This window comes from Streptomyces sp. NPDC093546, assembly GCF_044765045.1.
Taxonomy (GTDB): domain Bacteria; phylum Actinomycetota; class Actinomycetes; order Streptomycetales; family Streptomycetaceae; genus Streptomyces.
This window is the reverse complement of sequence record NZ_JBIWJG010000005.1, coordinates 83,900-97,998: the sequence shown is the minus strand read 5'-3', so window position 1 is coordinate 97,998 and position 14,099 is coordinate 83,900. Positions and strand designations below refer to the sequence as shown.

General features: G+C 71.2%; 11 protein-coding genes and 1 tRNA gene. 3 read left to right on the top strand and 9 right to left on the bottom strand.

Annotation, left to right across the window (positions count from 1 at the left end):
- Window positions 1-310: 310 nt before the first annotated feature.
- A complete protein-coding gene (locus ACIRNI_RS13080; RefSeq protein ID WP_403551027.1) occupies window positions 311-1,639 on the bottom strand; it encodes a peptidoglycan-binding protein in 1,329 nt (442 codons plus the stop codon).
- A gap of 166 nt (window positions 1,640-1,805) precedes the next feature.
- Between ACIRNI_RS13080 and ACIRNI_RS13075 the strand changes: the two genes are divergently transcribed.
- From ACIRNI_RS13075 to ACIRNI_RS13065, 3 genes are all read left to right on the top strand, one after another.
- Window positions 1,806-1,879, top strand: a tRNA-Lys gene (locus ACIRNI_RS13075).
- A 401-nt stretch (window positions 1,880-2,280) separates the two neighbouring features.
- Complete coding sequence (locus ACIRNI_RS13070; RefSeq protein ID WP_403551025.1) at window positions 2,281-4,218, top strand: glycosyltransferase family 2 protein; 1,938 nt, start codon at window positions 2,281-2,283, stop codon at window positions 4,216-4,218.
- Window positions 4,215-6,167, top strand: coding sequence for a galactose oxidase-like domain-containing protein (locus ACIRNI_RS13065; protein WP_403551023.1), 1,953 nt, complete (start codon window positions 4,215-4,217; stop codon window positions 6,165-6,167). The genes ACIRNI_RS13070 and ACIRNI_RS13065 overlap by 4 nt, the downstream gene beginning before the upstream one ends.
- A gap of 69 nt (window positions 6,168-6,236) precedes the next feature.
- Here the strand turns inward: ACIRNI_RS13065 and ACIRNI_RS13060 are convergent, their stop codons facing one another.
- The 8 genes from ACIRNI_RS13060 to ACIRNI_RS13025 all read right to left on the bottom strand — a co-directional run bounded on the left by ACIRNI_RS13060 (window position 6,237) and on the right by ACIRNI_RS13025 (window position 14,080).
- Window positions 6,237-7,259, bottom strand: coding sequence for a glycoside hydrolase family 6 protein (locus ACIRNI_RS13060; protein ID WP_403551021.1), 1,023 nt, complete (start codon window positions 7,257-7,259; stop codon window positions 6,237-6,239).
- 146 nt (window positions 7,260-7,405) lie between these two features.
- The gene (locus tag ACIRNI_RS13055) at window positions 7,406-8,080 is read right to left on the bottom strand and encodes a class F sortase (RefSeq protein ID WP_355353531.1); all 675 of its coding nucleotides are present in this window, start codon (window positions 8,078-8,080) and stop codon (window positions 7,406-7,408) included.
- 5 nt (window positions 8,081-8,085) lie between these two features.
- A complete protein-coding gene (locus ACIRNI_RS13050; protein WP_403551018.1) occupies window positions 8,086-8,724 on the bottom strand; it encodes a hypothetical protein in 639 nt (212 codons plus the stop codon).
- 121 nt (window positions 8,725-8,845) lie between these two features.
- Window positions 8,846-9,625, bottom strand: a complete 780-nt coding sequence (locus tag ACIRNI_RS13045; RefSeq protein ID WP_355353525.1) for an HAD-IIA family hydrolase — start codon at window positions 9,623-9,625, stop codon at window positions 8,846-8,848.
- Window positions 9,626-9,706: 81 nt separating this feature from the next.
- Window positions 9,707-11,236 carry an alkaline phosphatase family protein gene (locus ACIRNI_RS13040; RefSeq protein WP_403551015.1) on the bottom strand — a complete coding sequence of 510 codons (1,530 nt, stop codon included), beginning with the start codon at window positions 11,234-11,236 and terminating at the stop codon, window positions 9,707-9,709.
- Window positions 11,237-11,383: 147 nt separating this feature from the next.
- Window positions 11,384-12,442 carry a 2-aminoethylphosphonate ABC transporter substrate-binding protein gene (locus ACIRNI_RS13035; protein WP_403551013.1) on the bottom strand — a complete coding sequence of 353 codons (1,059 nt, stop codon included), beginning with the start codon at window positions 12,440-12,442 and terminating at the stop codon, window positions 11,384-11,386.
- Between the two features lie 14 nt (window positions 12,443-12,456).
- Window positions 12,457-13,254: an ABC transporter permease gene (locus ACIRNI_RS13030; RefSeq protein ID WP_403551011.1), complete on the bottom strand. Its 798-nt coding sequence runs from the start codon at window positions 13,252-13,254 to the stop codon at window positions 12,457-12,459.
- Entirely contained in the window at window positions 13,235-14,080 is an 846-nt protein-coding gene (locus ACIRNI_RS13025; protein WP_403551595.1) for a 2-aminoethylphosphonate ABC transporter permease subunit, read from the bottom strand. The genes ACIRNI_RS13030 and ACIRNI_RS13025 overlap by 20 nt, the downstream gene beginning before the upstream one ends.
- Between the last annotated feature and the right edge of the window lie 19 nt (window positions 14,081-14,099).

Genomic DNA, 14,099 nt, shown 5'->3' with positions numbered 1-14,099 from the left:
CCCGACCCGGTTCCGGACATGGTTCCGGACACGGCTTTGGGCGCGGGCCCCGCGGGCGGCCGCGGCGGCGCCTCCTCGCGCACCGCCGTGACGGGGCCGACCACCACACCGGTCACGCCGGTCGCGGTCGCGGTGCCGTCGCCAGCGCCCTCGCCCTCCCCGTCGTCCCGGAACAGCAGATGGACCGGGATGGGCCCGGTCGTCTCGTTGCCGATCACCGGGACGCGCCGCACGTGCGCCCCGCCGATCGGCGTCCCCTCACCCTCCGGCGTCCCCGTACGCATCACTCGCTCCTCGTCCTCACGCCCGGTCATCGGAACAGCCGCCGCCACGTCTCCGGCCCCGGATAGCCGTCCGCCTCCCGGCCCCGCCAGCCCTGCGCCCGCTGGAACGCCTCGACGTTGCGCCGGTCGGCCTCGCTCCAGCGCGGGCTCGGCCCCGAGCGGTAGTGGGCGCCGAAGCCCCGCTTCACCAGCCGGCGGCCGAGCTGCTCGACGTACGCGTTGGACTGGCCCGGCCGGAACCAGCCGCGCCCCGGGAAGGCCGGCGCGCCGGCGCTCCGGGCGGCGCCCGGGATGTCGCGGCCCTGCCCCTTCACCAGCAGCCGCCAGGTGTGCGGCCCGGGCAGCCCGTCCGCCTCGCGGCCCCGCCAGCCCTGCGCCCGCTGGAACGCCCGGGTGGCCTTGCGGTCGGCGTCGCCCCACCGGGGCCCGGGTCCGGAGCGGTAGAACGCCTCGCCGCCGCGCGCCGCGAGCATCCGCCCCAGCTGGGTCACGTACCGGTTGGCGGCGCCGGTCCCGAAGGAGCCGGCGCCGGGGTAGGACACCGGAGTGCTCCGGCTCCCGGCGGTGGGAAGGGCGCTGAGGCCCTTGTAGCGGTAGGCCACGTAGCGGCTGGAGTTGGTCCAGTACGCCAGGGGCGTGGCCTGCCGGCGGGCGTGCGGCCGGGCCTGCTCGTAGGCGATGTAGTAGGTGCGCGTGTAGTCCGTCCAGCCGCCGAAGATGGTGACGTGCGAGCCCTTGTTCGGGTCGTCGGGGTTGTGGAACAGCAGGATGTCGCCGGGCTGGAGCTCGCTGTGGCTCAGGGGGGTGCCGTACCGGTCGAGGGTGCCGGTCCACTCGTTGCCGGGCAGGCCCCAGGCCATCGAGACGAAACCGGAGCAGTCCTGGCGGTAGCCGTCGTGCCAGTACTTCTCCATCGAGTACGGGACCTTCGCCGCGACCCAGAGCTTGGCCCGGTTGATGATCTCGGCGCGGGTGGTGCGGCGCAGCGTGTGCGCGGACACGGCCGCCTGACTCGCCGTCGGCCCGGGACGCGGCCGCCCGTGCAGGGGCCCCGCCTGGCCCTGCGGCGTACCGGGCCCGGGATCGTCGCGCCCCGCGAGGGCGCCGGTGGTCCCGGCCCGTGCCGGCGGGTGGGCGGTGGGGGCCTCGGCCCCCGGTGCGGCGCCGGCGCCCGCGCCCAGGGCCACGCCGGCCGCGGTGACCAGGACCAGGGCGCGGCGGGCGCCGTGTGCGGCGGGGTGGCCGCCGGCGTGCACGGCGAGCCCGAGGGCCAGCTCGCGCCGCTGCCGGGCGCAGCCCGCACACGGGCAGTCGGCGTCGGGCTCGTACTCCTCGAAGACCAGGGCGGCGGCCATGCGGATCCTCTCCTCGCTGCGGTACGGGCGCCAGTGTCCCAACCATCCAGATATGTCGCATTTTGACTGAAGGAAGAGGAAAACCGGTCAGCTGACAGGCCGAGCCGCCGGGGCGGGACGGTCGGGACCACTCCCGGACATCCGGTAGAGTTATGCAGGTCAGCAGGCGCCGCTAGCTCAGTTGGTTAGAGCAGCTGACTCTTAATCAGCGGGTCCGGGGTTCGAGTCCCTGGCGGCGCACGCGAGGTCGAGGCCCTCTCACCACCGGTGAGGGGGCCTCGATCGTTTCCGTGGCCACATCCGTGCGGTCGCCCTCGCGACCATCCGTGTGATCAAGAAGGGGGTCGTAGACTCCGGCGTGGAACCGGCACCCCAAGGGGGCATTCGGGTCGCGCAGTTGGAGGAGTGGCCTTCCGCAGGTGCTCCGGTGACGGAATCGACGGGGTGGGGCCCCGCTCACAAGCCGATCACAGGACAGGCATCATGCAACCGGAAGGCCTCTGTTTCCTGTCTGAGGAGACGGCGGCCCGCCACTGATGCACCCGTTCGCGGCGGCCGAGGGAAGCCGAGGAAATCGCGCGGCCCGGGTGTGAACGAACACGACCAATCACGCAGCCAGCATGCGTGCAGGGGGATGACTCATGACGTCGACGCCATCCGGCGCCCGGCAGGACAACGACCCATCCCGGACCACTCAGCTTCGGGTTCCCCCGCAGCTTCGGACCGGGGGCGGGCCCCGGCAGCGCGCCGTCGCCAAGCCACTGCCGCGCTACGACTACGAGCACTACAGCAGGCTCGCCGGGCCGCTCACCCAGCCGGACCCGAGCAAGCCGTACACGGTGCAGTACCGGTCCCTCATCTCGCAGGAGCCGCACCGCATCCGGGTCGCGCTGATGCTCGCCGCGGCGCCGGTACTCTCGCTGGTGCTGCTGGTCTGGCTGCTCCAGCCCTCGCACTGGACGGAGCGCGACTACCCGGCCTTCGCCTGGCTGCCGGCCCTCGACGTCGTCATGCTCGTCTCGATCGGCCTGATCGAGCTCTTCCGCTGCATGAACGTCTTGTCGAACGCGCACGCGACCCTCGTCGCCCGTGACCCGATACCGGTCGTGCCGGAGACCGGCACCCGCGTCGCCTTCCTCACCTCCTTCGTCCCGGGCAAGGAGCCCCTGGAGATGGTGACGAAGACACTGGAGGCCGCGGTGAGGATCCGTCACCGCGGGCTCATGCACGTCTGGCTGCTGGACGAGGGCGACGACCCCGAGGTCAAGGCCGTCTGCGAGCGCCTGGGCGTGCACCACTTCTCCCGCAAGGGCATCGCGAAGTGGAACCAGCCCTCCGGCCCCCACCGCGCCAAGACCAAGCACGGCAACTACAACGCCTGGCTGGACGCGCACGGCGACAACTACGACTTCTTCGCCTCCGTCGACACCGACCACGTGCCGCTGCCGAACTACCTGGAGCGCATGCTCGGCTTCTTCCGCGACCCGGACGTCGGCTTCGTCATCGGCCCGCAGGTCTACGGCAACTACGACAACTTCGTCACCAAGGCCGCCGAGTCGCAGCAGTTCCTCTTCCACGCGCTGATCCAGCGCGCCGGCAACCGCTACGGCGCGCCCATGTTCGTCGGCACGTCGAACGCCGTGCGCATCAAGGCGCTGAAGCAGATCGGCGGCCTGTACGACTCGATCACCGAGGACATGGCGACCGGCTTCGAGATCCACCGCCACAAGAACCCGGCGACCGGCCGGAAGTGGCGCTCCGTCTACACCCCGGACGTCCTCGCGGTCGGCGAGGGCCCCAGCGCGTGGACCGACTTCTTCACCCAGCAGATGCGCTGGTCGCGCGGTACGTACGAGACGATCCTCAAGCAGTACTGGAGGGGCTTCGGCACGCTGCCGGCGGGCAAGCTCTTCAACTACACGATGATGATCATCTTCTACCCGATGTCCGCCCTGAACTGGATCCTCGCGGCGCTGAGCTGCGCGCTCTTCCTGGGCCTGGGCGCCTCGGGCGTGAACATCGACCCGACCGTGTGGCTGATGCTCTACGGCAACGCCTCCGCGCTCCAGATCGGCCTGTACGTCTGGAACCGCCGCCACAACGTCTCCCCGCACGAGCCGGAGGGATCCGGCGGCGTGGCCGGCATGGTCATGTCCGCGCTGTCCGCGCCGCTCTACGCCAAGGCGCTGATCGACTCCGCCCTGCGCCGCAAGAGCAAGTTCGTCGTCACCCCGAAGGGTGACTCGGCGAGCCCGGACCGGTGGTTCGGGACCTTCCGGTACCACTGGTACTTCATCGCGATCTTCGTCGGCTCCATGGTCGCCGGTTTCGTCTTCGGCAACTCCCACCCCGCGATGGTCATCTGGGCGACGTTCGCCACGCTGATCACCGCGCTGCCGATCTTCGTCTGGCGGCACATGCTCCGCCAGGAGAAGAAGCGGCGCCCCGCCCGGCACGCCGGCGGGGGCCGGCCGCCGCAGCCGCCCGCGCCGGCCGTGGACCACGCGCCGCAGGACAGGCCGAGCTGGGCCGAGCAGAACGACACCATGCAGATCGCCCTTGGGGGACGTAACAAATGAGCAGCCTGCCCGTCCGGCCCAACCACCGGAGGAACCGCGCCCGTCGCATCCTGATAGGCACGGCGGTGGTCGCGGTGGTCGCCGGGTTCAACGGGCCGGCCCTGTACCGGTACGGCTCGGAGAAGTACCACGACTACACGATCAACAAGCCGGAGTACAAGGCCGCCAACGGCCACTGGGACTTCCTCGACGTCCCCTCCGAGTTCCGGATCAACACCATCCACGCGGCGCTGCTGCACACCGGCAAGGTGCTGCTCATCGCCGGATCCGGCAACAACCAGAAGAACTTCGACGCGAACAAGTTCGAGTCGGTGCTGTGGGACCCGAAGACGAACACCTTCAAGAAGATCCCCACGCCCAAGGACATGTTCTGCGCCGGGCACACCCAGCTGCCCGACGGGAAGCTGCTGGTCGCGGGCGGCACCAAGCGGTACGAGAAGCTGAAGGGCGACGTCACCAAGGCCGGCGGCCTGATGATCGTCCACAACGAGGACCCGGACAAGCCGATCACGCTGCCCGCGGGCACCAAGTTCACCGGCAAGGCCAACGGCAAGACCTTCGTCTCCAAGGACCCCATCCTGGTGGAGAAGGCGAAGAAGGTCTTCGACCCGGCCACCGGCCGCTTCCTGCGCACCGAGCCGGGCCTCGGCCGGATCTACGTGGAGGCCGAGGAGTCCGGCAAGGAGTTCGAGACCGGCACCGAGGACAACTACAAGGTCGAGGGCCTCAAGGGCAAGGACGCCCGCAACGTCTACGGCATGGCGCAGAAGCTCGCCCTCGACAAGAAGGACTTCCAGGGCATCAAGGACGCCTTCGAGTTCGACCCGGTCGCCGAGAAGTACATCAAGGTCGACCCGATGAACGAGGCCCGCTGGTACCCCACGCTGACCACCCTGAAGGACGGCAAGGTCCTCGCCCTCTCCGGCCTCGACGAGATCGGGCAGATCGTCCCCGGCAAGGACGAGATCTACGACCCGAAGACCAAGACGTGGGAGTACACCGGGATCGAGCGCCGCTTCCCGACCTACCCGGCGATCTTCCTGATGGACAACGGCAAGCTCTTCTACTCCGGCTCCAACGCCGGGTACGGCCCCGCCGACGTCGGCCGCGAACCGGGCGTCTGGGACCTGGAGACCAACACGTTCGACAAGATCCCGGGCCTGAGCGACCCCGACAAGATGGAGACCTCGGCGACGGTCATGCTGCCGCCCGCGCAGGACCAGAAGTTCATGGTCATCGGCGGCGGCGGGGTCGGCGAGTCCCAGGAGTCCAGCGAGAAGTCCCGCCTGGTCGACCTGAAGGACCCGAACCCCCGCTTCAAGGACGGCGCCACGCTGGAGAAGGGCACCCGCTATCCGAGCGCCTCGCTGCTGCCGGACGACACCGTGCTGGTGACCGGCGGCTCCGAGGACTACCGGGGCCGCGGCGGCTCCAACATCCTCCAGGCGCGGACGTACGACCCGAAGACCGGCCAGTACAAGCGGGTCGCCGATCCGGAGGTGGGCCGCAACTACCACTCCGGGTCCGTGCTGCTGCCCGACGGCCGCGTGATGATCTTCGGCTCGGACTCGCTCTTCGCCGACGCCGCCAACACCAAGCCGGGCGTCTTCGAGCAGCGCATCGAGATCTACACCCCGCCCTACCTGTACCGGGACGCGCGGCCGAAGGTCACCGCGGGGCCGAAGACGATCGAGCGCGGTGAGAGCGGGGTCTTCAAGACGCCGGACGCCGCGAAGATCAAGACGGCGAAGCTGATGCGGCCGAGCGCGGTCACGCACGTGACGGACGTCGACCAGCGCTCGATCGCGCTGGAGGTGGAGAAGACGGCGGACGGCATCGAGGTGACGGTGCCGAAGAACCGGGCGCTGGTGCCGTCCGGCTGGTACATGCTCTTCGTCACCGACGACAAGGGCACGCCGTCGGAGGCGGTCTGGGTCGAGGTTCCGTAACGCGACCCCCGTGACGTCACGAGGGCCCCGGCGCCGCATCGGCTGCCGGGGCCCTTCGCGTACGCGGTCCTACTTCGTGTTGCGGGCCAGTTCGAGGGCGTACTCCGGGAACCAGTCGCCCGCCTTCGGGCCGCCCTTGCAGTCGCCGTCCGACTCGCCGGGGCGCTTGATCCACAGGTACGCGTCGACCAGCGGGTCGCCGGTGTCGGTGGTGGGCGTCTCGCCGAGCGCGCGGCCCGGCGGGTTGCACCAGCGCTCGGCGGGGTCGCCCTCGGTGTAGGGGCCGTTGCCGTTGCGGCTGGTGTCGATGACGAAGTGCTTGCCGCCGACGCTCGCCGAGACCTTCCGGCCGTACTCCTTGCTGGCCTCGGTGGTCTGGAAGTTGGCGACGTTCACCGCGAAGCCGTCGGCCTGCCCGACGCCCGCCCGCTTCAGCGGCTCGAAGATCTGGTCGGGCTTGCCCCAGCCCGCGTTGCCCGCGTCCAGGTACACCTTGGTGCGGGGCTGCTGCTTCAGCCGCTGCACGGCGCCGCGGAGGAGGTCGTACCGCTCCTCGTGGTAGCGCCCGTCGGTGCAGTTGTCCACCATGTGCATCACGGCGTCCGGCTCCAGGATCACCGTGGCCGGCCGGTCGCCGATGCCCTTGGCGACCTTGTCGAGCCAGTCGCGGTACGCGTTGCCGTCGGCGGCGCCGCCCGCGGAGTGCTGGCCGCAGTCGCGGTGGGGGATGTTGTAGAGGACCAGGACGGCGTCCCGGTCGGCCTTGGCGGCGGCCTCCGTGTAGCCGCGGGCCTCCGCTTCCGGGTTCTCCGCCCCCACCCACTGGCCCACCGGCTGGGCGGCGATCTTCTTGAGCAGCTCGGCGTTCTTCGTGTCGCCGTCGCGCAGGCGACTGCCGAACGCCTGGGCCGCCTTCCCCTCCGGGTTGACCCAGAACGGGGAGATCCCCTTGGGCTGCTGGCCGATCGCCGGTGCCGCCCCCTGCGGCTGCTCCCCGCCGTCGGAGGAGGAACACCCCGCCAGCAGCAGCGCCGCGACCGCCCCCACCGCGGCCGCGCCCAGGCGTACACGACCGGTGCAACTGCCGTACATCCACTCCCCTTTGGTGCACTGTCGTCGGGGGCCACCCCCCAGGCGCCCCTGCCCCGGACAAGCCCGGTCCAATCCATCCTGACACACGGGCCGGTCATGGATCAGCGTGCCCCGGATCAGCCGGCCCCGGATCAGCCGGCCCTGGATCAGCGGGCCCCGGTCACGCCCGTGAGGTACGCGGAGACGACGACGTTCGCCGTGTAGGCGCCCGAGGCGCGGTCGAAGGTGCCGCCGCAGGTGATCAGCCGCAGCTCGGCGCGGCCCGGCCGCCGCTGCCCGTACACCTTCTTCGGGTCGAACTCGTCGCGGGCGAAGACCTGCACGTCCTCGATGGTGAACTCGGCGGTCGAGCCGTCGGTCCTGGTCACCCGGACCCGTTCGCCGGGGCGGGCCGAGCTGAGCCCGTAGAAGACGGCCGGTTCGGTCTCGGTGTCGACATGGCCGACGAAGAGCGCGGCGCCGTCCGTGCCGGGCTCGCTGCCGGCGCCGAACCAGCCGACGGTCCGCGGTGTCTCGTACGGTGGCGGGTCCACCGCCCCGGTGGCGTCCAGCCCCCGCGCCACGACCGGCGCCGCGATCCCCAGCGACTCCACCTCCAGCCGCGTCGGCCCGGCCGGCTCCAGCGGCGGATGGGCGGGCGGCAGCGGTACGCCGAGGGGGCGGCCGACGGCGGCCGCGTCGCCGGTGGCGGGGGCGGACAGGCCGCCGGGGCCGTCGGGTATCTCCCTGCCCCAGAGCCACAGGCCGAGGAGGAGCAGGGCCCAGGCCACGCCGGTGAGCAGCCGCCCGGAGCCGGCCGGGCGGTCCGGGCTGGACGCCATGGCCGTCAGTCCGCGCCCGGGCCCGTACCCGCGCCGGTGCGCCGGCGGCGGCGCAGGCGGGCGCTGCGGAACGCGACGGCGACGGCCGCCGCGCCCGCGAGGACGAGGCCGATCACGGTGTGCGGGGTGCCGGGCCCGGCCTCGTCGGCTCCGGTGACGGCGTCGGCGACGCTCGGGGCCTGGGCGGGGTCGGCGGCGAGCGTGGCCGCGCCGCCGCCGCCGGCCCGTACGGGCGCGGTGGGGGTGGCGGGCGTGGGGAGCATGATGTGGACGGCGCCTGCGGCGTGGTGGTCGCGGCCGTCGCAGTGCACGGTGACGTCGTACGTACCAGGGGCGATGTGGGACTTGACGGCAGTGGTGCCGCGCAGGGGCGCGCCCTTGCCGTCGTGGGCGGAGAGCGGGGCCTCGGTGACGAACGCCTTGGACCTGGCGTGGCCGTGGTCGCGCTTGCAGCCGGTGACGCGGATGTCGACGTCGGCGCCGGGGGCCGCGGTCGCCGGGTAGACGAGGGCCGTCACCTTGTGGTGGCCCCCCGGTTCCTCCTCCCCCGCGTGCGCGAGGCCGGCGGCCGGTGCGAGCACCAGCACGGGCGCCAGTACGGTGGCCGCCCCTGCGGCACGGAAAGCGAGCAGTCCTGAACGCATCGTGAACCTCCTGGTACTCGAAGATTCACTCCTGTCGGGACTTTTCGCATCTCCAGGGGCCGACGGGGGCGGCCATTCGGCGCAGCCACCGCTGTGACCTGCGGTGATGCAGCCGGTTCCGTCAGATGCGCTCGACCAGATCGGCGATGGAGTCGACGACGGTGGACGGCCGGAAGGGGTAGCGGTCCACATCGGCCGGGCTGGTCAGCCCGGTCAGCACCAGGAACGTCTCCATGCCCGCCTCCAGGCCGGCCAGCACGTCCGTGTCCATGCGGTCGCCGATCATGGCGCTGGTCTCGGAGTGCGCGCCGATGGCGTTGAGCCCGGTCCGCATCATCAGCGGGTTGGGCTTGCCCGCGAAGTACGGGTCCTTGCCGGTCGCCTTGGTGATCAGCGCGGCGACCGATCCGGTGGCGGGCAGCGGGCCCTCGGCGGACGGCCCGGTCTCGTCGGGGTTGGTGCAGATGAAGCGGGCGCCGCCGTTGATCAGCCGGATCGCCTTGGTGAGGGCCTCGAAGCTGTAGGTGCGGGTCTCTCCGAGGACGACGTAGTCCGGGGCGTGGTCGGTGAGGATGTAGCCGATGTCGTGGAGCGCGGTGGTGAGCCCCGCCTCGCCGATGACGTACGCGGTGCCTCCGGGCCGCTGGTCGTCCAGGAACTGGGCGGTGGCGAGGGCCGAGGTCCAGATGTTCTCGACGGGCACGTCCAGGCCCATGCGGGCGAGCCGGGCGTGCAGGTCGCGGGCGGTGTAGATGGAGTTGTTGGTGAGGACCAGGAAGGGCCTGTCGGTGTCCCGCAGCTTCTTGATGAACGCGTCGGCGCCGGGGATGGGGACGCCCTCGTGGATGAGGACGCCGTCCATGTCGGTGAGCCAGGATTCGATCGGCTTGCGCTCTGCCATGGTTGCGGGACTCCTGCCGTGCAAGTCGTGCGTGGGTGCTGGGGGCGCCGCGACGGCACTGTGGCGACGCCCCCAGCGTAATCAGGATGAGGTGATCTTCACCCCGTCGATGGTCCAGTACCAGTTGTTGGAGCCGGTGTAACGGAAACGGAAGCTGACGCTGGACGCGCCGGAGGGGACGGCGACGGTGAGGGACTGGGGCTTGGAGATCACGTCGGAGGTGTAGCTCTTGACGACGGTCGGCGTGCCGCCGTTGAAGGAGGCGAGGACCTCGGCGGTCTGGCCGCCCTCCTGGCGGTAGAGCGTGGTGAAGTCGAGGGTGACCCTGCTCTTGCCGCTGACGCTGTACGCGGGGGTGACCAGCGTCGAGTCGTACGTACCGGAGAAGGACTTGTCGGCCCACTCGTCGGAGTCGGCGACCGCGAAGACGCCGCGCGCCCGGACGTTGAGCTCGCGCTGCTGGTCGCGTTGGGTGCGGGACCAGAACTCGTCGGTGGCGAAGGACCAGCCGCGCCACTCGGTCATGCCGCCGGTGCCCATGGCGTTGTTGATGACGGACCAGCCGCTGGGCGGGGTGTGCGTGAAGCCGAGGACCCCGGCGGGGATGCCCGTCTCGTCGACGCGCTGCGTCAGGGCGGACTGGAGGGTGTCGAAGGGGTCGGTGGAGCGCTGCTGGATCGGCTTGCCGTCCAGGCCCCAGGCCGGGTCGGGGACGATGCCGAGCTGGTGGAAGACGGTGGCGGCGACGTCGACGAGCCGGGTGTCGAGGGGCCGGGCGCCGGCGGCGATGCCGGGGCCGGTGGCGAGGACGAAGGTGCGCCGCTCCTCGATGGAGCTGCCGCCGTGGCCGCCCGCGTCCGCGTGGCCGTGGTCGGTGGCGACGATGACGGTCCAGCGCTCGGAGGCGTACGTGGGGCGGGCCTTGATGGCGGCGAGCATCCGCCCGAGCTGGGCGTCCTGGACGGCGATGGCGTCGAGGTACTTCTGGCCGGTGCCGCTCGCGTGCGCGACGACGTCGGTGTTGCCGAGGTAGACGAAGAGGACGTCCGGGTTCTGGTCGCGGAGGATCGCCTCCGTCTCGGCGGTGATGGTGGCGTCGTGGGCGACGTAGCCGTCCCGGTCGCCGTCGAGGACCAGCTTGGCGTCGGCGCCGGGGGTGACGGTGCCCTGGGTGTCCAGCGGCTTCCAGTCGACGGCGGCGTATGTGGACAGCCCGGGCCGCACCTGGGCGAGGCGGGCGAGGAAGCCGGGGTACTGCCCGTAGTTCTTGCCGGTGAAGGTGTTGTCCTTGACGCCGTGCTTGTCCGGCCAGACGCCGGTGGAGATGGTCGACCAGCCGGGGCCGGAGGAGGTGGCGGCCATGGGGTTCGCGTACAGCAGGGACAGGCCGTAGGTGCCGTTCGCCATCATCGCCTTCATGTGCGGGGCGTTGGCGGCGTCGATTCTGTCGTGGCGCAGGCCGTCCATGCCGACGACGAGGACCTTGTCCTGGCTGGTGCCGTTCGGCAGTGTCGGGGCCGCGACGGCCGGGGCGGCGGCGACCGCCGCCGTGGCGGCCCCGGCTGCTGCGGCGACGAGCACGGTACGGCGGGGCATGCCGGTGTTCGGCATCGGGGAACCTCCATCGAGGGGGTCGGGGCGCACGCCAACACCCCTGCGGCACAGGGGTGTTGGTCCATACCCGTTATGCTTCCGCTACTTTTCGCGGGGCACCAGATACGTGCGGTGAACTGTTGGCTGTGCTTCGGCTGCCGCGCTTCAGCTGCCCGTCGCCGTCTTCCACGCGTCGATGTACGTCTTCAGGTTCTTGTCGACGTCCGCCCAGTCCGGCTCGAAGACGTCGACGCCCTTCATCAGCGCGGCCAGCTCGATGGCGTTGGCGTCGGTGGGCTTGACGTCGGTACGGGCGGGGAAGCCGCCGCCGACCGCGCTGACCTGGCGCTGCGCCCGCTCGCTGAGCATGAAGTCGAGGAGCTTCCTGCCGTTCTCGCTGTGCGGGGCGTCCTTGACCAGGCCGGCGGCGTACGGGAGGGCGAAGGTGGTGGGCTTGCCCCCCTGCCGGGCCGGGAACCAGATGCCGAGGTTCGGCATGGACTTGGCCTGCGCGAAGTTCATCTGGACGTCGCCGTTGGCGACGAGGAGCTCGCCCTTGTCGACCTTGGGGGCGAGTTTGGAGGTGGAGGAGGACGGGCCGACGTTGTTGGCCTGGAGCTTCTTCAGGTACTCCATGGCCGGCTCCTGGCCGCCGAAGTCGTGCAGGGCCTTGATGACGACGGCGGTGCCGTCGCCCGCGACGCCCGGCGTGGAGTACTGGAGCTTGTCCTTGTACGCCGCACCGAGGAGCTCCTCCCAGGTGGTGGGGGCCTTGGGGAGCTCCTTCTTGTTGTAGACGAAGCCGAAGTAGTTGTTGACGACGGAGGTCCAGGCGCCGTTGGCGGCCTTGTCTGCGCCGTGGACGTGGTCGGCGCCCTGCGGCTCGTACCGCTGGAGCAGCCCCTTGGAGTCGGCCTGCTGGATGAAGGGCGGGAGGGTGACGAGCACGTCGGCCTGGGTGTTGCGCTTCTCGCGCAGGGCGCGCTGCACCATCTCGCCGGAGCCGCCCTCGACGTACTCGACCTTGATGCCGGTCTCCTTCTCGAAGTCCGCGAAGACCTGGTCGTACCAGCCGTCGCCCTTCTCGCCCTTGAGGCCGTCGGCGCTGTAGACGGTGACGACCTTCTCGTTCGAGGCGGCGGAGCCGGTGCCGCAGGCGGTGAGGCCGGCGGCGAGGAGGAGGCTCGCGGCGGTGGCGGCGAGCGGCTTGGCGTGCGTAAGCATGACGTCGTTCTCTCCTAGCGGTACGTGGCTTTGGTACGGATGCGGGAGACGGCGAGCAGGACGAGCAGCGTCGCCGCCATGAGGACGACCGCGAGCGCCGAGCCCGTGAAGAGGGACCCGCGGTCGGTGGCCGTGAAGATCAGCACCGGCAGCGGCAGCCAGTCCGGCGGGTAGAGCATCATCGTGGCGCTGAGCTCCCCCATGGACAGCGCGAAGCAGAGCCCGGCGGCGGCGTTGAGCGACGGCAGCAGCAGCGGCAGCTTCACCCGCCACAGCACGTACGCGGGCCGCGCGCCGAGGCTCGCGGCGGCCTGTTCGTACACCGGGTCCAGGCGTACGAGGGCGGCGGAGACGGACTGGTACGCGAACGCCGTGACGAGCACGGTGTGCGCGAGGACCACGATCCACCGGGTGCCGTTGAGCAGCAGCGGCGGCTGCGAGAACGCGACGAGCACGGCGAGTCCGACGACGACGGACGGGACGGCGACCGGCAGCACGAACAGCGCGTCCAGCGTTCTGCGCCCGCGCCTGCCGAGCGCGTGCGCCGCGAGCGCGGCCCACGTCCCGACGACGAGCGCGAGGGCGCTCGCGGTGAGGGCCGTGACCAGGCTCGTGGTGAGCGCCTGGAGCGACTCGCCGCGTACGGCGGAGGCGTAGTGCTCGGTGGTGGGGCCGGAGGGGAGGGCGCCGGACCAGTGCGTGGAGAAGGAGGCGGCGAGGATGACGAGGAGGGGGAGGGCGAAGAGCGGCAGGAAGAGGACGAGGAAGAGGGCCCAGAGCGCCCACCGGCCCTTAGCGCTGTGCACCAACACGACGGCTCACCACCCGGTACAGGGCGTACAGCCCCACGGAGATCGCGATGTTGACGACCGCGACGACGCACGCGGCCGGATAGTCGGACTCGAGGATCGCCTTGCCGTAGACCAGCATCGGCAGGGTCGTCACACCCTTGGCGCCGGTGAAGAGCACGATGCCGAACTCGTTCAGGCACATGACGAGGACGACGCTCCCGCCGGCGGCGAGCGCGGGCAGCGCCTCGGGCAGGATCACCTGCCGCACGATCCGTGCCGGGCGGGCGCCCAGCGAGGACGCCACCTCCAGCTGCGCGGTGTCGAGCTGCGAGAACGCGGCGAGGAGCGGCCGCATGACGAAGGGCGTGAAGTAGGTGATCTCGGCGAGCAGCACGCCCCACGGCGTCGCCAGGAACCGCAGCGGCCCCTCGGCGGCCCCGGTGACGTCGGTCCACAGGCCGTTGGCGATGCCGACGGTGCCATAGAGGAAGAGGAGCGCGAGCGTGATGAGGAAGGAGGGGAAGGAGAGGAAGACGTCGATGAACTTGGCGACGGCCCGCCCTCCCGGAAACGGTACGAACGCGATGACCAGCGCGAGCACGAACCCGAGGACGAGGCACCCGGCGGTCGCCCCGACCGCCAGCCACACGGTCGTGGCCAGCGCCTCCCGGAAGGCGTCCGACGCGAAGACGCCTGCGTACGCGCCGGGGGCGAGGGACTCCTGGACGACGAGGGCGAGGGGGTAGAGGAACACGACCCCGAGGGCCAGGACGGGCGGAAGGGCCCAGAGCCGGGCGGACAGGCCGGGCGGGGACGCGGAGGCCGACGGAGGGGAACCACCCGCCAGGAGACCTGCGCCCGAGCCC